Below are 19,960 nucleotides of genomic sequence, written 5' to 3'. Positions count from 1 at the left end.
ACATGGAATATCGGGCACTGGGGGCCAGCGGGCTCAGGATCAGTGAGATCGTTTTCGGCAACTGGCTCACGCTGGACGGCCAGATCGGCGAGGACGCGCAGGAGGCCTGCGTCAGGGCCGCGCTCGACACCGGGATCATGACCTTCGACACCGCCGACGTCTACTCCGGCGGCCGCGCGGAGGAGGTCCTCGGCCGCGCGCTCAAGGGCACCCGCCGCGAAGAGCTGGTCATCGCCACCAAGGTGTTCTTCCCGACCGGCGACGGCCCCAACGACCGCGGCCTGTCGCGCAAGCACATCGCCGAGAGCTGCGCCGCGTCCCTGCGCCGCCTGGGCACCGACTACGTCGACCTCTACCAGGCGCACCGCTTCGACGACGAGACCCCGCTGGAAGAGACCATGTCCGCCTTCGCGGACCTGGTACGGCAGGGCAAGATCCTCTACGTCGGCGTCTCGGAATGGACGGCCGCGCAAATAGAGAGGGCCGCCGAGTTCGACGTGCCGCTGGTCTCCAACCAGCCGCAATACTCCATGTTGTGGCGGGTCATCGAGCAGGAGGTCGTCCCGGCGTCCGAGCGCCTGGGGCTGGGCCAGATCGTGTTCTCGCCGGTCGCGCAGGGTGTGCTGGCCGGAAAGTACCTGCCGGGCCAGGCGCTCCCCGCGGGTTCCCGGGCGGGCGACGAGCGCGGGTCCAGGTTCGTCGGCCGCTACATGTCGGACACCGTCCTGGAGAGGGTGCAGAAACTACGGCCGATCGCCGACGAGGCCGGGCTGACGATGGCCCAGCTCGCCGTGGCGTGGGTGCTGCAGAACACGAACGTGTCCGGCGCGATCATCGGCGCCTCCCGGCCCGAGCAGGTCGCCGAGAACGCTGCCGTCAGTGGGGTACGGCTGGCGCCCGAGCTGATGCGGCGCATCGACGACACCCTGGACGAGCTGGTGGAGCGCGACCCGGCCAAGACCGCGAACATGTTCGATGTGATGCCCGCATGGCGCCGGGTAAGTAGGGCGTAGACCTCAGGGGGATTTTATGACGGCGAAGATGGGCAGCGCCCGGCTTGGTCCAGCGGAGCGGGTGGCCGCGCTGGCGGGCATGGCGGCCCAGGAGCTCGACGTGATCGTGGTCGGCGGCGGCGTGGTCGGCGCGGGGGTGTGCCTCGACGCGGCGACCAGGGGTCTGTCCGTCGGCCTGGTGGAGGCCGTCGACTTCGCCTCCGGTACCTCCTCCCGCTCCTCCAAGCTCATCCACGGCGGCCTGCGCTACCTGGAGCAGCTCAACTTCGAGCTGGTCAGGGAGGCGCTGCAGGAGCGTGCCCTGCTGTTGCAGCGGCTGGCGCCGCACCTGGTGCGTCCGGTGCCGTTCCTGTTCCCGATGACCCACTACGCCTGGGAGCGTCCGTATGTGGGGGCCGGGGTGGCGCTCTACGACACGCTCGGCTTCGCCTCCGGGCTCACCCGCGGCGTCCCCGGGCACCGGCACCTGTCCAGGAGCCGGGCGCTGCGGCTGGCGCCCGCGCTGAAGCGCACGGCGTTCACCGGCGCCGTGCAGTACTGGGACGCCCAGGTCGACGACGCGCGCTACGTGATGACGATGCTGCGCACGGCGGCGAGCTACGGCGCGCACGTGGCGCAGCGCGCCCAGGTCGTGGGGTTCCTGCGCGAGGGCGAGCGGGTCACCGGGGTGCGCGTGCGCGACCTGGAGAACGGCGGTGAGATCGACATCAGGGCCCGCCAGGTCGTCAACGCGACCGGCGTGTGGACCGACGACATCCAGGAGCTCGTCGGCGGGCGCGGCCAGATCCACGTGCGCGCCTCCAAGGGCATCCACCTGGTCGTGCCGCGCGACCGCATCCACTCCCTGACCGGAATCATCCTGCGTACCGAAAAATCTGTGCTTTTCGTGATCCCGTGGGGGCGGCACTGGATCATCGGCACCACCGACACCGAGTGGACCCTGGACAAGGCGCACCCGGCCGCGTCGCGGGTGGACATTGACTACCTGCTCGACCACGTCAACGCCGTGCTGTCCGTGCCGCTGACCCGCGACGACGTCGAGGGCGTCTACGCGGGGCTCAGGCCGCTGCTCTCCGGGGAGTCCGAGGAAACCTCCAAGCTGTCGCGCGAGCACGTCGTGGCGCACCCGGTGCCGGGGCTGGTGATGATCGCGGGCGGCAAGTACACCACCTACCGGGTCATGGCCAAGGACGCCGTCGACGCCGTCGCGCACGGCCTCGACCAGCGCGTCCCGCGCTCGTGCACCGACCAGATCCCGCTCGCCGGGGCCGAGGGCTACCAGGCGCTGTGGAACGCCAGGCACCGCCTCGCCCACGACAGCGGCCTGCACGTCGCCAGGATCGAACACCTCCTCCAGCGGTACGGCTCGCTGATCGAGGAGGTGCTGGAGCTGATCGAGGACGACAGGTCGCTCGGCAGGCCGCTCACCGGGGCCGACGACTACCTGCGCGCCGAGATCGTCTACGCCGCCACCCACGAGGGGGCCAGGCACCTCAACGACGTGCTGACCAGGCGCACGCACATCTCGATCGAGACCTTCCACCGCGGCCTCGGGGTCGCGCAGGAGGCGGCCGAACTGCTGGCGGAACCGCTGGGGTGGGACGATGACCAGGTCAAGCGTGAGGTGGAGTATTTCACCAAGCGGGTGGAGGCCGAGCGCCTGTCGCAGGAGCAGGACACCGACCAGGAAGCCGACGCGATCAGGCTGGGCGCGCCGGAAATAGTCCCCGTACCGGAGCATTCATGATCGACGAACCGTCCACCGAGCTGTCCGACCCGAAGGAGCTGTTCCTCGGCTACCTCGACCACTACCGCGACGAGGTGCTGCGCAAGGCGGACGGCCTGCCGGACGAGTCGGTGCTGCCCTCCGGGTGGACGCCGCTGGAGCTGATCAAGCACCTGGCCTACATGGAGCAACGCTGGATCCGGTGGGGCTTCGGTGGCGAGGTGGTCGCCGACCCCTGGGGCGACTGGGACGCGGGCAAGACGAAGTGGCAGGCGGGGGAGTCGTACGGCGAGCTGAAGGCCCTGCTGCTGGAGCAGGGCCGGCGCACCCGCGAGATCGTGGGCGCCGCCGACCTTGCGGAAAGAGCACCTGCGGGGCCTCGCTTCAAGGAGGGCGAGACCCCGTCACTCAGCTGGATCCTCTTCCACGTGCTCCAGGAGTACGCCAGGCACGCCGGCCACCTGGACATCGTGGCCGAGCTGTCCGAGTAGGTCAGTCGAGCGGGATCCACGCCTGCTTGTCGAGGGTGTTGGCGTCGTTGACCTGGATGCCGCCCTCGGAGATCGTCCACAGCGAGTCGCCGATGACCATCGAGCGCTGGATGTTCGGCTCGTAGGTGTAGTTGTTCGCGGTGATCTTCGGGTGCTTGATCATGCCGAGCTTGGTCACCCCGGAGTCGGTGATGCGCAGGGCGACGGCGCCGCTCTCCGCCTCGCCGGTCTTGGCGGTGTAGGTGCTCAGCGGGATCACCGACAGGCCGGTCTTCTGCCAGTAGAGGAACGCGTGCGGGTCCCACTCGGCGTCGGAGCCCGAGTCCTTCTGGAACATCTGCGACAGCCTGCGCGGGTTGGCCGGGTCGCTGACGTCGAACAGCGAGACCTGCGTGCCGAGCGTCCTGCCCTTCTCGCTGGCCTCCTGGCCGACCCCGATCAGCCTGCCGTCCCCAGCGGGGTGCAGGTAGGCGGAGTAACCGGTGATCTTCAGCTCGCCCGTCACCTTGGGCGCCGTGGCGTCGCGCAGGTCGAGGGTGTAGAGCGGGTCGACCTGCTTGAAGGTGACGCAGTAGCCGACCGGTCCGATGAACCGCACCGAGTAGATGCGCTCGCCCTCGCCCAGGCCGCCGACCTCGCCGACCTTGGCCATGGTGTCGGCCTTGAGCACGTAGACGCTGCTGGAGCTGCTCTTCTGGGTGGCCAGCGTGGTGGCGATGCGCAGGTTCCCGTCGTACTCCGACAGCGAGTACTGGTTGAGCAGCCTGCCGGGCACCTTGCCCGACGCGACGTAGCGGGGCGCGCCCGGCTGGGCGATGTCGAACCGGTGGACCTCGGTCTCCTCCGGCGGGATGACCGGCGTGGGCGGGTCCGAGGGAGTGGGCTCGACGGCCGGGGCGTCGCCCGACGGCGACAGGGTCGGCTTGGAGGTGGGCTCCACCGGGGCGTCGTCCACCACGGCCACGTCGATCGGGACGGGGAACCACCAGCGCGGGTTGCTGGCCACGTAGAGGCTGGTCCCGGTGCCGTACACGGTGTCGCCGTCGGCCGCGACGCTGATCGGGTTGGTGCCCTCAGCCGTGATCCCCTGGTTGAGGTCGATCGTGTGCACGGTCAGCATCGACGTGCCGGTGTAGTCCTCGGGGTGGCTGACCTGCTCGCACTTGACCGAGTCCTTCTTCACCGTGCCCGAGGCGTCGGTGATCTGGATCTTGGGCAGCCACGCGTCCAGCGGCGCCTGCCGTACGACCTCGGCGTTGACCTTCTTGCGCTCCTCGTCCGAGACCGGGTCGCGGGTCTCGGGGAACCTGATGTCCGGCTGGCTGCGCGTCACGAGCCTGATCTGCGAGCCGACCATCCTGGCGTCCACGTGCGAGCCCTGCGGGCTGATCGTGGACAGCACCTTCGGCTCACCGGCCAGGTCCACCACGACGTACTGCGGGCCGTACGACGGAGCGAAGCGCTTGCCGACGCCGTCGAAGTCCATGCCGCCGCCCTGGAAGAGGACGAGCGCACGGTCGCCGGACACCAGCAGGTCGGCGGGTGACCAGCCGAGCTTGGCGTCCTTGATGAGCTTGAGCGACGCGGTGACCTTCCTGGTGGCGGTGTCGATGATCCGCAGCGTGCCCTTGTTGACGGTGATGATGCGGTTGCCGTCGGTCTTGACCAGGTCGGGCTCGTCGACGCCGGCCTCGTGCACGTTCGTCGTGGAGTGGTCGGGGGCTCTGCCGGTGGCCGAGTCGTCGGCCGTGGCCATGGGCTGCTGGGTGTCGCGCTCCATCTTGTACATGATGGGTCCGCCGCCGAAGCCCCAGGCGCTGACGTTCTTGGCCGCGTGCTCGCGCAGGCCGGAGAGCAGGTCGTCGCAGCTGTTGTACGAAACCAGGCGGACGTCGCTCAGGTCGAGCGTGCTCTTCTTTGCCACGGGAGGCGGGGAAGAGGTGCATGCGGCCGCGGCCGTCGCGAGGGTCACGACGGTCACTGCCGTACGGATCAGCGTCTTCATGTCCTCTAGACGGATGTCCCCCCGAACCGGTTCATCTGGGGGTGAAGATCGGGCTGAACTTCACCCCGGAAGGCATGGTGACGAGCTTGCGCCCGAGCTTGCCGTCGAAGCCGAAGACCTGGATGGAGTCGCCCGCCTGGCAGTAGAGGTGGCTCTCGTCGAACCAGCCGAGCGTCCTGTCGCACTTGGTGGTGAAACGGTCGATGCGCTCGCCGTTCGAGACCCGCCAGATGCACAGGCCCTCGTCGCAGTCGGTGAAGAACCGGTCGCCCGAGGGGGAGAAGATGCCGCGGGTGCCGGAGGAGAGCGCCCCGATGCCGGCGATCTCCCTGGTCATCTTCCCGCCGGCGGTGAAGAAGCGCAGGGTGGTGCCGGACACGTTGACGACGCCGGTCTCCTTCTGGTCCCAGGCGAACAGCGTGCTGTAGTTGGCGCCGAGGTCGACCACATCGGCCTTGCCCGCCGCGACGTCGACGATGGCGAAGCCGGGGGCGACCCACTTGGAGCCGTTCAGGCGTTCCACGTTGAGGAGGAGCTTGGAGCCGTCCTTCGACCAGGCGCGGACGCTGCCGATGAGCGGCTTCTTCACGGTCTTGACGGTGACCTTGTCGCCGGTCTTCCTGTCGGTGATCACGACGGAGTCGTAGTTGTCGGTCGTGTAGTTCCTGCCGCGTCCGGCCAGGTAGCGGCCGTCGGGGGAGACCAGGGACTCCCAGTTGTCCTTGTACTTCGCGAACGTGCCGTGTGCCTTGGTCCGGGCGTAGTCGACCCAGTCCTCCTGGTTCCTGTCGTAGATCTCGTAGGAGGTCAGCTCGATGGGGTCGGAGGGGTGCTCGTAGGCGGTGATGGACTCACCGGGCAGCGGCACCGCCTTCAGCCCTGTGGTCGGGAGGGGGGTGGCGGTCTTGGTCGGCTTGGCGGTGGGTTGTGCGGTGGGCTGGGGGGCGACGATGGTCTTCCAGGGGACGAAGATGATGGCCAGACCTATGGCGAGCACCAGCACGAACGCCACGGCGGCGCCGATGAACAGCCCTGCCCTGCTCTTCTTCTGCGGCGGGCGCGGGGGTTGCTGCTGTTGCTGTGGGTACGGCGAAGCCATCGGCGGGGGCCCGCCCTGGGGATGCGTGGTCGGGGCGTGTGCCGCTTGGGGGTGTGCGCTCCAAGCGTCCTGTTGTTGCTGCGGCCCCCACGGGCCGGGCTGGCTCATGCCCGGTGGAGGGTGGGGGCCGGTGGCGGCGGGCCACGGGCCCTGGATGGGCGCCGGAATGGACCCGCCCATCGGCGACCCCAGCGAAGGCTGCCCCAGCGAAGGCTGCCCCAGCGAAGGCCCCGGCGACCCCACCGACGGCGGCCCCGTGATGGGCGCGGCGGCGACGGCGGCCGCCTCGCGCAGGATCCCGGAAGCGGGCACCGGATGCTGCAGCAACCGCAGGATCACCTGCTCAGCGGAAGGCCGCAGCGCCGGATCCTTGGCCAGGCAGGCGGCGACCACCTCACGCAACGGCCCCTGCAGCGGCCCGAGGTCCGGCTCGCCGTTCAGCACCCGGTTGATCACCGCGGGCATCGTGTCGCTCCCGAACGGCGCCTGCCCCGAGGCGGCGAACACCATCGAGCTGGCCCACGAGAACAGGTCGGCCGCCGATCCCACGGGGTGGCCCATGATCTGCTCGGGCGGCATGTACGACGGCGTCCCCACCGGCATGTTGCTCAGCGTCGAGTTGGCGTTCAGCGCCCGCGCGATCCCGAAGTCGATCACCCGCGGCCCGTCGGCGGCCAGGATCACGTTGGCCGGCTTGAAGTCGCGGTGCACGATGCCCGCCTGGTGGATCGCGGCGAGCGCGGTGGCGGTGCCGATGGCCAGCCGGTGCAGCGAGGAGCCGGTGCGCGGGCCCTCGCTGTGCACGGTCTGCTGCAGGGACGGGCCCTCGATGAACTCGCTGACGATGTAGGGCCGCTCCAGCTCCAGGCCAGAGTCGAGCAGCGCCGCCGTACAGAAGGGAGCGACCTGCTCGGCCATCTGCACCTCGCGCAGGAACCGGCCGACGCTGACGTCGTCGCCGGCGAGGTCGGGGCGCAGCCACTTGATGGCGACGTCGCCGCCCCCGGCGTCCTGGGCCAGGTAGACGACGCCCTGACCGCCCTCGCCGAGGCGGCCGGTGAGCGTGTACTCGCCGAGCCTCTCGGGGTCTCCGGTCTTGAGCGGCGTGTATGACGGCATGAGGGGGATTCTTCACCTTTGTCCGGGGAGCACCAAGCTACCCGTAAGTAGCAAAACGGAATATCCTTCCAATATGCCAGCGACAGCACACGTGACCTCCAGTGGCAAGACCCAGGAGATCTACGCACCGTTCACCGGCGAGCTGCTCGCCGAGATGCCGATCTCCCTGCCCGAGGACGTCAGGGCCGCCTACGACAAGGCCAGGACGGCGCAGCAGGCGTGGGCCGCGCTGCCCGCCCGCGAGCGGGTGCGCCCGTTCCTGCTGCTCCACGACGCCATCCTGAACCGGCGCGACGAGATCCTCGACATCGTGCAGCAGGAGACGGGCAAGGCGCGCAGGCACGCCTTCGAAGAGGTGCTCGACGTCGCGGGCTGCACCCTTTACTACGCCAGGCGCGCGCCCGGCCTGCTGGAGCCGCACAACCGCAAGGGCATCTTCCCGATCGCCACCAAGGTCGTCGAGATCAGGCAGCCCAAGGGCACGGTCGCGCTGATCTCGCCCTGGAACTACCCGCTGTCGCTCGGCGTCACCGACGTGGTCCCCGCGCTGATGGCGGGCAACGCCGTCGTGCACAAGCCGGACACCCAGACCGCTCTCTCCACCCTGTGGACGATCGAGCTGCTGGTCGAGCTGGGCATGCCGCGCGACATCTGGCAGGTCGTGCTCGGCGACCCGGCCGACATCGGCGACGCGCTCATGGACGGCGCCGACTACGTGGCCTTCACCGGCTCCACCCGCGGCGGCAGGAAGATCGCCGAGGAGGCGGCCAAGCGGCTCATCGGCTGCTCGCTGGAGCTCGGCGGCAAGAACCCGATGGTCGTGATGGACGACGCCGACCTCGACGTGGCCGCCCAGGGCGCGGTGCGCGCGTGCTTCACCAACGCGGGCCAGCTGTGCATCTCGATCGAGCGCCTCTACGTGCACGAGTCGGTCTTCGACGCCTTCACCGAGCGCTTCGTCAAGCAGGTGCGGAACATGCGGCTCGGCGCCGGGCTGGACTGGGCGGTGCAGATGGGCTCGCTCACCTCGCAGCGCCAGCTCGACGGGGTGACCGCGCACGTGGACGACGCCGTGTCCAAGGGCGCGACGGTCCTTACCGGCGCTAAGGCACGTCCGGACCTCGGTCCGCTCTTCTACGAGCCGACCGTGCTCACCGGCGTGACCGACGAGATGGAGCTGTGCCGCAACGAGACGTTCGGCCCTGTCGTCAGCCTCTACCGGTACCGCTCGGAGGACGAGGTCGTCGAGCTGGCCAACGACACCGCCTACGGACTGAACGCCTCCGTATGGACCCGTTCCGTGGAAAGGGGCAGAGCTCTCGCGCAGCGGATCAAGGCGGGCACGGTCAACATCAACGAGGGGTACGGCTCGGCCTACGCCTCCTACGACGCGCCGATGGGCGGCATGAAGGCGTCCGGCCTCGGCCGCAGGCACGGCACCGAGGGGCTGCTGAAGTACACCGAGGTGCAGACGGTCGCGGCGCAGGCCACGTGGATGGGGTTCGAGCCCATGTTCGGCATGCCGTACGAGAAGTACGCGGACACGCTGGCGACGCTGCTCAAGACGATGCGGAAGCTCCGGTTGAAGTGAACTTCGACGTCCTGGTCATCGGCTCGGGGTTCGGCGGCAGCGTGTCCGCGCTGCGGCTGACCGAGAAGGGGTACAAGGTCGGCGTCCTGGAGGCGGGGCGGCGGTTCGACGAGTCGACGCTGCCCAAGACGTCGTGGCGGGCGCGGCAGTTCCTGTGGGCGCCGTTCCTCGGCATGAAGGGCATCCAGCGCATCCACCTGCTCGGCGGGCGGTCGAAGGTGCTGGTGCTCGCCGGGGCGGGAGTGGGCGGTGGGTCACTCGTCTACGCCAACACCCTCTACGAGCCGCTCGACCCGTTCTTCCACGACCCGCAGTGGGCCGGCATCACCGACTGGAAGGCCGAGCTCGCCGCCTACTACGACCAGGCCAGACGCATGCTCGGCGTGGTGACCAACCCCACGGTGACGCGCGCCGACGAGATCATGCGCAGCGTCGCGGCGAAGATGGGCGTCGAGGACACCTTCCACCTGGCGCCGGTCGGGGTCTACTTCGGTGAGGACGGTGTCGACCCCTACTTCGGCGGCGCAGGGCCGGCCAGGAACGGCTGCACCGAGTGCGGCGAGTGCATGACCGGCTGCCGGCACGGCGCCAAGAACATGCTGATCAAGAACTACCTCTACCTGGCGGAGAAGGCAGGGGCCAAGGTCTTCCCCGAGTGCACGGTGACCTCGGTGAAGCCGCTGGCCGGGGGCGGTTACCTGGTCACGGTCAGGAAGACCGGTTCAGCCCTCCGGCGCCGCACCTTCACCGCCAAGCAGGTGATCTTCGCGGCGGGCACGTACGGCACGCAGCGGCTGCTGCACAAGCTCAGGTCGGACGGCTCGCTGCCGCGTATCTCCGCCAGGCTCGGCGCGCTGACCAGGACCAACTCCGAGGCGCTCCTGGGGATCGAGCGGCTCGCCGTACAGGGGGAGAAGCTCAACGGCGGCGTGGCGATCACCTCGTCCATCCACCCGGACGAGCACACCCACATCGAGCCCGTCCGCTACGGCAACGGCTCCGGCGCGATGGGCCTGCTGCGCACGCTGCTGATCGACGGCGACAGGAAGCGCTGGCCCGCCTTCTTCAAGGAGGTCGCCAGGCGCCCGCTGACCGCCCTGCGCCTGCTCAACCTGCGCCACTGGTCGGAGCGCACGCTGATCGCGCTGGTCATGCAGGCCAAGGACAACTCGATCACGGTCAGCCGCTCCCGGTTCGGCCTGCGCTCCCAGCCGGGGCACGGCGAACCCAACCCCACCTGGATCCCCGCGGGCCACGAGGCGGTACGGCACGCGGCCGAGGAGATCGGCGGGCTGCCGGGCGGGTCGTGGCTGGACCTGTTCGACATCCCGGCGACCGCGCACTTCATCGGCGGCTGCGCGATCGGCGGCTCGCCCGAGGACGGGGTGATCGACCCCTACCACCGGGTCTTCGGCCACGAGGGCCTGCACATCGTCGACGGCTCAGCCGTGTCGGCGAACCTCGGCGTGAACCCGTCGCTGACGATCACCGCGCAGGCGGAGCGGGCGATGGCGCTCTGGCCGAACGCGGGCGACCCCGACCAGCGCCCCGCCCTGGGCTCTCCCTACGTACGGCTGGCGCCGGTCGCGCCCCGCTCCCCGGCCGTCCCTTCGGCGGCGCTTGGAGCGCTGCGCCTGCCGATCGTCGGAATCAGCTGATCCTAGGATCGGACCATGGCATACGACTTTCAGATCGCCGTCGACTCGGCCGACCCGCACGCCCTGGCCGACTGGTGGGCGGAGGCGCTCGGCTGGGAGGTCGAGCCGCAGGACGAGGCGTTCATCCGCCGCATGATCGCCGAAGGGCACGCCAGTGAGGACGACGCGATCACCCACCGCGGCCGCCTCGTCTGGAAGGACGGGCAGGCGATCAACCACCCGGACAGGACGGCGCCGCGCCTGCTGTTCCAGCGCGTGCCCGAGCCCAAGGTGGCCAAGAACCGCGTGCACCTCGACGTCAACGTCGGCGCCGAGAACGTGGAGGCCGAGCTGGAGCGGCTGACCGACAAGGGCGCGACGTTCCTGCACCGGGGCAGCCAGGGCCCGCACTTCTGGGTCACGATCACCGACCCCGAGGGCAACGAGCTCTGCCTGCGCTGACGTTCAGGTCAGCGGGTGGCTGACCCACACGTTCGGCTCGACGTAGACGGCGTGGTCGTGCTCGACGTCCACGTGCACGGGGGTGAGCGCCTTGGGCACCTCCATCGGGCCCGAGGTGGCGAACGGCAGGCCGGTCCACCCGCGCCACTCCTCCAGCGTGCCGGAGACGGTCATCGAGCGCGGCGCGACCTTGACGATCGTGGCCCCCGCCCGCACGTGGACCCGCAGCCACGCGTCGTACGGCAGGCCGTCCTGGCGCGTGCGGAAGGCGTACTCCTGCATGGGCGTGTGCGGCTCCAGGTGCTTCTGGTTGGGGCGCACCGGAGCGAGCAGCTCGGTGAACCCCATCTTCGCCGCGTTGTCGCGCATCGCGGCGAGCATCAGGCCGGACAGGCCGCCGCCGAGCAGGTCCTTCCGCACGGTGATCTCCAGCGCTGACACCCGGTTGGCCGTCAGCCCCTTCTCCCTGGTCAGCCAGCCCTTCCGGACGGCCGCGTCCCAGCCGTCGTCCGGAAGGTCGTCGGCGGTGTCGGCGAAGGCGACCATGCACGACCTAGCCGCGAGCCTGCCCGGCTCGTCGGCGGTGTCGGCGACCATGACGCAGTCCGCGTACGTGGTGTGCGCGAAGGGGTAGTAGAGATCGGCGAGCGGATCGTTGAACATGAACTCCGCCCAGGAGTGCTCCATGTCGAACAGCGAGTCGGCGAACTCGGGCCGTTCGGCAAGGGTAGTGATCCGCAACGTCATGATCGTATTGTTGCGATCCTCAGATCCAGCCGTCCAGGCCGGTCATGAAGTCGTCGAACAGATGCCGGTGGATCGTGTGCTCCGCGCCCTTCACCACGCGGACCTCGAAACCCTTGGTACGCAGCTCCTCGGCGTACTCAGGAGAGACCAGGTGGCTCGGGTCGGCGAGCTGGACGAGCGAGGGGACCACGGGCGCGGGCGTCAGGTCCTCGCCCATGATCGAGCTGAGCGACAGCGCCGTCTGCGGGTCCCAGCCCTTGAGCATCTCGACCTCGACGGCCACCTCCTCGGCCGAGAAGCCGGGGTGCATCGCGGCGATCTGCTCGCCGGTGAGGTTCTTGGCCGCCGCCATCATCTCGCCGAGGTTCATGCCCTCCATGACGGGCATGCGCCAGGCGGGGTCGGAGTAGATGGCCTTGCCCGGCTTGAGCCGTTCGACCGCCACGCCCAGCGTGAGCCCGCCGAGCGAGTGGCCGATGGCCAGCGCCGGGTTGGCGGGCACGGACTCCACCACCGACGAGCCGTACAGCTCGGGGGTGTAGTGCTCGGCGCGCGGGCTCCTGCCGTGCCCAGGCAGGTCGACGGCGATGACCCGGTAACCGCGTTCCGCCAGCGCGGGACCGACCCGCCACCAGCACTGCGAGTCGGCCATGATGCCGTGGATCAGGACGGCGATCCGGTCGCCGGTACCCCACTCGCGGGTGTTGAGCTTCATGTTGACCTCACTTATACGTATAAGCAGTTGATAACATCCCAGGGACGGATGGGACAAGGACTTTGACAGAACATACCTCTAGGCGGCCGCCGACCAGTGTGGACGTGGCGCGTGCCGCAGGGGTTTCGCAGGCCACCGTCTCGTACGTGCTCAACGACAGCCCCAACGCGCGGGTCAGCGAGCAGACGCGACAGCGCGTGCGCGAGGCGGCGGCCAGGCTCGGCTACGTGCCCGACCAGAGCGCCCGCACCCTGCGCACGGGGCACAGTGGCCTCGTGCTCGTCCCGCTCGCCCCGGCCAGGACGGGCCGCCTGGTGGCCGACCTGCTCGACGACATGGGCGAGGAGTTCGGCGCCCGCGGTTACACCCTCGTCCAGTACGGCGAGCGCCGCCTCAAGGGCGTCGCGGCGGCCAAGGCGTGGGCGGCGCTGCGCCCCGTGGCGATCATGGTGGACGCGTCGCGGCTGACCAAGGCGTCCGTCGAGCTGCTCAAGGCCTCGGGCACCAAGGCGGTGATCGGCTTTTCGGCCGGGCCTTCGCCGCTCGTCCCTGCCGTAGTCCTCGACCACGAGGTCATCGGCGCCTGCGCGGCCAGGCACCTGCTCGACCGCGGGTGCACCCGCCTGGGCGCGATCGTCCCCCGCGAGGAGGGCATCGACGCCATGGGCGTGGGCCGGTGGAAGGGCGTGCGCCGCCACGCCCCCGACGCCGAGCGCATCGACCTCGCCTTCTCCGAGGAGGAGGCGGCCAAGGTCGCCGCGCGGCCCGACCTGCCCGACGGCATCTTCGCCTACAACGACGAGTACGCGATGTTGCTGATCAGCGCCCTGCAGGACGCCGGTGTGCGGGTTCCCGAGGACGTCGCCGTCATGGGCGCCGACGACCTGCCGCTCGCCTCGCTGATGCGTCCCAGGCTGACCAGCGTGCACTTCGACACCACGGCCTCGCCCGGCGAGCTGGTCGCCCTCGTCGACGCCATCGTGCGCGGGGAGCGCGAAGCCGCCCCCGGCGCGGTGATGAAGCTCTTCAACGGACGTCTCGTGGTGCGGGACAGCACGTAACAACTTGGCCGCGTGCCTTGTCAGCTCTTTTTCTGCGACCTACGCTCCAGAGCAATCGTCGGTGATACGTATCACCATCTCGAAAGGTTCTGGCGCCATGACCCAAATCAAGGGTGCTCCCCCCTCCGCCAAGGACGTCAGCGGTTACAAGCTCGGCCCGCTGTACGTGACGCTGCCCTTCGCCAATGTTGCTGTCTTCTTCCTGTGGATGACGATCGGCGCCTTCGTCCTTCCCGCGCACGTCCGGGCGATCACCGGCGAGAACAGCGTGGCCGCCCTCGGCCTCGCCAACACGATCGGGCCGCTGATGGCCACGATCGCCAACCCGATCTTCGGCCAGCTCTCCGACAGGACCCGCTCGCGCTTCGGCCGCCGCTCGCCGTGGATCCTCGGGTGCGTGGCGCTGGGCATCATCGCTCTGGCCGTGCAGGCGAGCGCGAGCACCGTGCTCATGCTCGGGCTGAGCTGGGCGGCCGTGCAGACCATCATGAACGGTTACCAGGCGGCGATCACCGCGATCCTGCCCGACCGGGTGCCCGACCGGCGCTACGGCACCTTCTCCGGGCTGATCGGCCTGGCCGTACCCATCGCGACCATCCTGGGCTCGATGATGTTCATCAGCTTCCCCCAGCTCGCGGCCGGTGGCGCCTACTACGTGGTGATGGTCGTGCTCGCGGTCGCCGCCCTGCTCATGGTGTTCGCCAGCCCGGACCGGTCGTCCCGGGAGCGGGTCAACGAGCCGCTGCGGCTCGGCGCCTTCTTCGCCGCCTTCTTCCGGCCGCTCACCAGCCCCGACTTCCGGTGGGCCTTCCTGTCCCGCTTCGGGGTCATGGCTGGATACATGATCATCTTCACCTTCAACGCCTACCTGCTCCAGGACTTCATCAAGATCCCGCAGGACGAGGTCGTGCCCAAGATGGGCATCCTCATGATCATCGGTCAGGTCGCCACGCTGGCCGCCGTCCTCGTGGTCGGACCGCTGTCCGACAAGGTCGACAGGTTCAAGCTGTTCGCCCTGGTCGCCGGGCTCGTCTCGGCGGCGGCGCTCTCCATCCCGCTGTTCATGCCGACCTTCGAGGGCATGGTCGTCTACAACGTCGTCCACGGCGTCTCCTTCGGCATCTACATGGCCGTCGACATGGCGCTGGTGACCAAGGTGCTGCCCAACGCGCACGAGGTCGGCAAGGACATGGGCGTCATCAACATCGCCAACGCGGGGCCGCAGATCCTGGCCCCCGGCATCGCCGCCACCGTGGTCAGCCTGGGCGGATACCCCTCGCTGTTCGTCGTCGGCGTGGTCATCTCGCTCATCGCCGCTTTCGGCGTGATGAAGATCAAGAGCGTGCGCTAGCGTCGGTCGCATGACCCTAAACGGAAGGCTCCGCGCCGTCGCCGACCTCATGGTGGCCGAGGTGCGCGAGCAGTGCGGCAGGCACGAGTACGACGGCGTCATCCAGGACCTCTCTCCGGAAGGGGTCCAGGCGGGCCTGGCCAGGCTGGGCGAGGGCGCGCCGCCGTCCGACGCGCACGACGCCGCGCACCTGGAGGTGTTCGAGGAGGGCCTGCGCGTGCAGTTCGGCGAGCTCGAACTGCACCGCAGCAACCCCTACACGCACATCGCCGGCATGGACCTGGCCTGCTACGACCGCGACTACGCCCCCCTCGCGCAGCGCGAGGCGGCCAAGGCCGCGCACCTGTCGCTGTGGCCGCAGGCCGTCCAGGGGGCCATCGCCTCGCTCGACCGCCTGAGCCAGCCGGTCGCCGCCTCCCTCGTCGGCGCCGTCAGGGGCCTCGCCGCCGGGGTCACGGACGCCGCGGCCCTCGACGCGCACGCCCTGCTCGTCGCGCACGTCGAACGCGCCGCGGCCGTCGGCGACCCGGACGCCGCGCTCGGCGGCGCGGCGCTCGCCCGGCTCATGGGCGCGACCGAGGGAACCGACGTCGACCTCGGCGCGCTCGCCACGCGGGCCGACGCCGAGCGCGACCGCCTGATGGGGCTGCTCGCCGAGGCGTGCGCCAAGCTGGGCCGTACGGACAACCCCCTCGACGTGGCGCGCGAGCTCGTCAGGCAGCACCCGGACGCCGACGGCGTCATCGAGGCGGCCAGGATCGGCACCGAGAAGGCCATCGCGTTCACCCGCGAGAAGGACCTGGTGCCCTACCACGACGGCGAGTGCCTGGTCGGGCTGGCGCCGGAGTCGCGGCGCTGGGCGATGGCGATGATGAGCTGGAACTCTCCAGGTGAGCCTGAAGGCCCGTCCTGGTACCACATCACCCCGCCCGACCCCTCCTGGCCGAAGCAGGAGCAGGAGGAGTGGCTGGAGGTCTTCAGCGACACCACGCTGCCCGCGATCAACGTGCACGAGGTCGCCCCCGGGCACTTCTCGCACGGCAGGGCGCTGCGTCACGTCTCGTCCGACGTGCGCAGGATGCTCCAGTCGCTCTCCTTCGTCGAGGGCTGGGCGCACTACGCCGAGGAGCTGTGCGTGGAGGAGGGGTTCTCCGCCGACGACCCGCGCTTCGAGATCGGCGTCTGGCTGGAGGCGCTGATCCGCGTCACCCGGCTGGCCTGCGCGATCGGCGTGCACACCGGCTCGCTCACGGTGGAGGAGGGCGCGCGGCGCTTCGAGAACGACACCCACCTGGCCGGGCCCGCCGCGCTCTCGGAGGCCAGGCGGGCCACGTTCGACCCCACCTACGGCCGTTACACCTGGGGCAAGCTGGAGATCATGGACCTGCGCTCGCGCGCCCGGCGGCAGTGGGGCGCGGCCTTCACGCTGCAGCGCTTCCACAAGGCGATGCTCGACCTGGGCTCGCCGCCGCTCGGGCTGCTGGCTAGCGGTCTACAGCTGTAGCGCCGCCGTCGACCACGAGGTGGGTGCCGGTGATGAACGACGCCTCGTCGCTCATCAGGAACCGTACGGCGGCAGCCACCTCGTCCGGCCTGCCCAGCCGTTTGGCCAGGGACTTGTTCCTGAAGGCCGACAGGTAGTCCTCGTTGCCGCCGGTGGCGTTGCCGAGCATCGGGGTGTCGATGTAGCCGGGGCAGACCGCGTTCACCCTGATCGGGGCCAGTTCGTGGGCCATCGACCTGGTCAGGCCGAGCAGGCCCGCCTTGGAGGCGCAGTAGGCGGGGATGAACGCCTGGCCGACGAGGCCCTCGATGGAGGAGATGCCGACGATCGCGGCGTTCTCCACGTCCTGGAGGTCCTTGAGCAGGGCCCGGGTGAGCAGGGCCTGGGCGCGGAGGTTCACGTCGAGGACGAAGTCCCACGACTCCTCGGTGAGGTCGGCGATCGCCATCGGCCTGGCCACTCCGGCGGCGTGCACGAGGCCGCCGATGGGGCCGAGGCTCCTGGTCTTCTCGATCGCTTCCGCGTACGCCGTGGTGTCGGTGACGTCGATCTCCACGGAGAGCGCGTTGTGGAGAGGCGAGGGCTTGAGGTCCCAGATCGCGACGGGTCTGCCCGCCTGGAGCAGGGCTTCGGCGCACGCCCTGCCGATGCCCGAGCCCCCGCCGGTGACGATGACCGCACTCATTGGCTTCCTTTCCACGACGATCAGATCACGCTAACGTCGATATCCAAGCGAGCGCTAGGCCGAGGTGCGGCCCGGTCTGGACTGAGGAGCGACGGAGCGTAGCGACAGAGCGACGAGGGAAGACCCGGGCCTTCAGGGCACCTCGGTCGCGACGCGAAGCGTCGCCATGAACAGGGAGGGCGTCGCGTGCTTGATTTATCGGGGAAAGTCGCTGTCGTCACTGGAGCATCGAGCGGCATCGGGAGGGCGCTGGCCGTACGGTTCGCGGAAGAGGGCATGGGGTTGATGCTCGCCGACGTCGACCCGGGCGGGCTGGCCGAGACCGCCGCCATGGCGGGCCACGGCAAGGTGCTCACCCAGATCACCGACGTCTCCGACGAGAACGCCGTCCAGCACCTGGCCAACCGGGCGTTCGGCGAGCTCGGCGCGGTCCACGTGCTGTGCAACAACGCCGGGGTGTTCCAGGGCGGCCACATGTGGACCAGGACCAGCGAGGACTTCGCGTGGCTCCTGGGGGTGAACCTGTGGGGCGTGCTGCACGGCATCCAGGCGTTCGTCCCGCGCATGATCGAGCAGGACACCGAGGGGCACATCGTCAACACCGTCTCCGTCGCCGGGTTGTTCGCCGCTCCCTACTCTGGTGCGTACTCCGTCAGCAAATACGCCGCCTTCGCCGCCTCCCAGTCGCTGGCCCAGGACCTGGCCCTGGTCGGTTCCAAGCTGCGGGTCAGCGCGCTGTGCCCGGGCGGGGTCAAGACCCAGATCCACCGATCCGACCGGGTACGGCCGGCCGATCTGGCCGTCGCCCGCACCCGCGACGACCTCGACGCGGGCGCCATCATCGAGGGCCTGGTGGAGAAGGGCATCGCCCCGTCCATCGTGGCCGACCAGGTGGTCGATGCGATCCACGAGGAGCGATTCCTGGTGCTCACCCACCCCGGTTACGACAGGGGCCTGCGCACGCAGACCGAGCGCCTTCTCAGTGGCGGCCTACCTGACCTGCCCGCCTACGAGTGACCCGTCGCGCTCGATACACTGGGGACACCGCATACGCCTTTGGGGGGTCTTCTCGGTGTCAGAGTTCGACACAGTGCTCGTGGTCGACTTCGGTGCGCAATATGCGCAGCTGATCGCCAGGCGGGTGCGCGAGTGCCACGTCTACTCCGAGATCGTCCCCTCGACGATGCCCGTCGAGGAGATGCTGGCGAAGAACCCGAAGGCGATCATCCTGTCCGGCGGCCCCTCCTCGGTGTACGCCGAGGGGGCGCCGGCCGCGCCCGCCGGCCTGTTCGAGACCGGGGTGCCGACGTTCGGCATCTGCTACGGCTTCCAGGTCATGGCGCAGGCGCTCGGCGGCGAGGTCGCGCAGACCGGCACGGCCGAGTACGGCGGCACGCCGCTCGAGGTCACGCGCGAGGGCGTGCTGTTCGCCGGGCTCCCGGCCGAGCAGACGGTGTGGATGTCGCACGGCGACAGCGTCGCCGCGGCGCCCATCGGCTTCACCGTCACCGCCTCCACCTCGGCCACGCCGGTCGCCGCCTTCGAGCACCCGTCGATGGGCCTGTACGGCGTGCAGTTCCACCCTGAGGTGCTGCACTCCGAGCACGGCCAGGCGGTGCTCAAGCACTTCCTCGAGGCGGCCGGCTGCCGTCCGTCCTGGACCATGCTCAACATCGTCGAGGACGCCATCGACGCGGTCCGCGCCCAGGTGGGCGAGGGGCGCGCGATCTGCGCGCTGTCGGGCGGCGTCGACTCGGCCGTGGCGGCCGCGATCGTGCAGCGCGCCATCGGCGACCGGCTGACCTGCGTCTTCGTCGACCACGGGCTGCTGCGCAAGGGCGAGGCCGAGCAGGTCGAGCGCGACTTCGTGGCGGTGACCGGGGTTCGTTTGCGGGTCGTCGACGCGGCGGACCGCTTCCTGAAGGCGCTCGACGGGGTCACCGACCCCGAGGAGAAGCGCAAGATCATCGGTCGCGAGTTCATCCGCGTCTTCGAGGACGAGCAGCGCGCCATCATGGCCGACGGTCCGGTCGACTTCCTGGTCCAGGGCACTTTGTACCCCGACGTGGTCGAGTCGGGCGGCGGCACCGGGACCGCGAACATCAAGTCCCACCACAACGTCGGCGGGCTCCCGGACGACCTGCAGTTCTCCCTCGTGGAGCCGCTGCGCACGCTGTTCAAGGACGAGGTACGGCGGGCGGGCGAGGAGCTCGGCCTGCCGTCCGCGATGGTCTGGCGCCAGCCGTTCCCCGGGCCTGGGCTCGGGATCCGCATCATCGGGTCGGTGACGAAGGAGCGCCTGGACCTGCTGCGCGAGGCGGACGCGATCGCTCGCGAGGAGCTGTCGCGGGCGGGGCTCGACAGGGAGATCTGGCAGTGCCCGGTGGTGTTGCTGGCCGACGTCCGCTCGGTCGGCGTCCAGGGCGATGGCCGCACGTACGGTCACCCGGTGGTGTTGCGCCCGGTCACCTCGGAGGACGCGATGACGGCCGACTGGGCCCGCGTGCCGTACGACGTGCTGGGCCGTATTTCCACGCGCATCACCAACGAGGTCCGCGACGTCAACCGCGTGGTCATCGACGTCACCAGCAAGCCCCCGGGCACCATCGAGTGGGAATAGCGGCGAGGGCCTCGCTGTCGCTCGGGCTGCGCTGACTGGCGAGGCCTCCGGCCTCGCCACGGGGCTCCGCCCCGGAAAGGGACCTCGCTACGCTCGGGCTCTTATTTCGACGCTCTTCGCGTCCGACGCATCCT

16 protein-coding genes are annotated in these 19,960 nt (G+C 69.8%); 11 read left to right on the top strand and 5 right to left on the bottom strand.

Features of this window, described 5'->3' with window-relative positions; genetic code table 11:
* Window positions 1-2 precede the first annotated feature (2 nt).
* Genes ACIBG8_RS24565 through ACIBG8_RS24555 form a run of 3 tightly spaced genes read left to right on the top strand, consistent with a single transcriptional unit; the run spans window position 3 to window position 3,230 of the window.
* Window positions 3-1,013 carry an aldo/keto reductase family protein gene (locus tag ACIBG8_RS24565; protein ID WP_397345259.1) on the top strand — a complete coding sequence of 337 codons (1,011 nt, stop codon included), beginning with the start codon at window positions 3-5 and terminating at the stop codon, window positions 1,011-1,013.
* Window positions 1,014-1,029: 16 nt separating this feature from the next.
* On the top strand, window positions 1,030-2,760 hold the full coding sequence (locus tag ACIBG8_RS24560) for a glycerol-3-phosphate dehydrogenase/oxidase (RefSeq protein WP_397345258.1): 1,731 nt from the start codon (window positions 1,030-1,032) through the stop codon (window positions 2,758-2,760).
* The gene (locus ACIBG8_RS24555; RefSeq protein WP_397345257.1) at window positions 2,757-3,230 is read left to right on the top strand and encodes a DUF664 domain-containing protein; all 474 of its coding nucleotides are present in this window, start codon (window positions 2,757-2,759) and stop codon (window positions 3,228-3,230) included. The genes ACIBG8_RS24560 and ACIBG8_RS24555 overlap by 4 nt, the downstream gene beginning before the upstream one ends.
* Window position 3,231: 1 nt before the next feature.
* Here the strand turns inward: ACIBG8_RS24555 and ACIBG8_RS24550 are convergent, their stop codons facing one another.
* Window positions 3,232-5,235, bottom strand: a complete 2,004-nt coding sequence (locus ACIBG8_RS24550) for a beta-propeller domain-containing protein (RefSeq protein WP_397345256.1) — start codon at window positions 5,233-5,235, stop codon at window positions 3,232-3,234.
* A 31-nt stretch (window positions 5,236-5,266) separates the two neighbouring features.
* Window positions 5,267-7,453, bottom strand: coding sequence for a serine/threonine protein kinase (locus ACIBG8_RS24545; protein ID WP_397345255.1), 2,187 nt, complete (start codon window positions 7,451-7,453; stop codon window positions 5,267-5,269).
* A 73-nt stretch (window positions 7,454-7,526) separates the two neighbouring features.
* Here ACIBG8_RS24545 and ACIBG8_RS24540 point away from each other — a divergent pair, with 73 nt between their 5' ends.
* From ACIBG8_RS24540 to ACIBG8_RS24530, 3 genes are read left to right on the top strand one after another with little or no spacing between them, the layout of a single operon-like run.
* Window positions 7,527-9,044, top strand: coding sequence for a succinic semialdehyde dehydrogenase (locus ACIBG8_RS24540; protein ID WP_397345254.1), 1,518 nt, complete (start codon window positions 7,527-7,529; stop codon window positions 9,042-9,044).
* Complete coding sequence (locus ACIBG8_RS24535) at window positions 9,041-10,702, top strand: FAD-dependent oxidoreductase (RefSeq protein WP_397345253.1); 1,662 nt, start codon at window positions 9,041-9,043, stop codon at window positions 10,700-10,702. The genes ACIBG8_RS24540 and ACIBG8_RS24535 overlap by 4 nt, the downstream gene beginning before the upstream one ends.
* 15 nt (window positions 10,703-10,717) lie before the next feature.
* Window positions 10,718-11,143: a VOC family protein gene (locus ACIBG8_RS24530; RefSeq protein WP_397345252.1), complete on the top strand. Its 426-nt coding sequence runs from the start codon at window positions 10,718-10,720 to the stop codon at window positions 11,141-11,143.
* A 3-nt stretch (window positions 11,144-11,146) separates the two neighbouring features.
* On the opposite strand, the gene ACIBG8_RS24525 is transcribed toward ACIBG8_RS24530, so the two are convergent.
* Together ACIBG8_RS24525 and ACIBG8_RS24520 are read right to left on the bottom strand one after the other, a co-directional pair.
* The gene (locus ACIBG8_RS24525; RefSeq protein WP_397345251.1) at window positions 11,147-11,890 is read right to left on the bottom strand and encodes an N-acetyltransferase; all 744 of its coding nucleotides are present in this window, start codon (window positions 11,888-11,890) and stop codon (window positions 11,147-11,149) included.
* A gap of 19 nt (window positions 11,891-11,909) precedes the next feature.
* A complete protein-coding gene (locus tag ACIBG8_RS24520; RefSeq protein WP_397345250.1) occupies window positions 11,910-12,605 on the bottom strand; it encodes an alpha/beta fold hydrolase in 696 nt (231 codons plus the stop codon).
* Between the two features lie 104 nt (window positions 12,606-12,709).
* On the opposite strand from ACIBG8_RS24520, the gene ACIBG8_RS24515 reads away from it, so the two are divergent.
* The 3 genes from ACIBG8_RS24515 (at window position 12,710) to ACIBG8_RS24505 (ending at window position 16,521) form a co-directional block, all read left to right on the top strand.
* On the top strand, window positions 12,710-13,666 hold the full coding sequence (locus ACIBG8_RS24515) for a LacI family DNA-binding transcriptional regulator (RefSeq protein ID WP_397345249.1): 957 nt from the start codon (window positions 12,710-12,712) through the stop codon (window positions 13,664-13,666).
* 97 nt (window positions 13,667-13,763) lie between these two features.
* A complete protein-coding gene (locus ACIBG8_RS24510) occupies window positions 13,764-15,017 on the top strand; it encodes an MFS transporter (protein WP_397345248.1) in 1,254 nt (417 codons plus the stop codon).
* A gap of 10 nt (window positions 15,018-15,027) precedes the next feature.
* Complete coding sequence (locus ACIBG8_RS24505; RefSeq protein WP_397345247.1) at window positions 15,028-16,521, top strand: DUF885 family protein; 1,494 nt, start codon at window positions 15,028-15,030, stop codon at window positions 16,519-16,521.
* On the opposite strand, the gene ACIBG8_RS24500 is transcribed toward ACIBG8_RS24505, so the two are convergent.
* Complete coding sequence (locus tag ACIBG8_RS24500; RefSeq protein WP_397345246.1) at window positions 16,502-17,206, bottom strand: SDR family NAD(P)-dependent oxidoreductase; 705 nt, start codon at window positions 17,204-17,206, stop codon at window positions 16,502-16,504. The genes ACIBG8_RS24505 and ACIBG8_RS24500 overlap by 20 nt on opposite strands.
* A 186-nt stretch (window positions 17,207-17,392) precedes the next feature.
* On the opposite strand from ACIBG8_RS24500, the gene ACIBG8_RS24495 reads away from it, so the two are divergent.
* Both ACIBG8_RS24495 and guaA read left to right on the top strand, forming a co-directional pair.
* Window positions 17,393-18,223: an SDR family NAD(P)-dependent oxidoreductase gene (locus tag ACIBG8_RS24495; RefSeq protein ID WP_397345245.1), complete on the top strand. Its 831-nt coding sequence runs from the start codon at window positions 17,393-17,395 to the stop codon at window positions 18,221-18,223.
* Between the two features lie 55 nt (window positions 18,224-18,278).
* Window positions 18,279-19,826 carry a glutamine-hydrolyzing GMP synthase gene (guaA, locus tag ACIBG8_RS24490; protein WP_397345244.1) on the top strand — a complete coding sequence of 516 codons (1,548 nt, stop codon included), beginning with the start codon at window positions 18,279-18,281 and terminating at the stop codon, window positions 19,824-19,826.
* Window positions 19,827-19,960: the final 134 nt, after the last annotated feature.

This window comes from Nonomuraea sp. NPDC050556, from assembly GCF_044457355.1.
In the GTDB taxonomy this organism is placed as follows: Bacteria; Actinomycetota; Actinomycetes; order Streptosporangiales; family Streptosporangiaceae; genus Nonomuraea.
The sequence above is the reverse complement of the archived record's forward strand: the minus strand, read 5'-3'. Positions and strand labels throughout refer to the sequence as shown.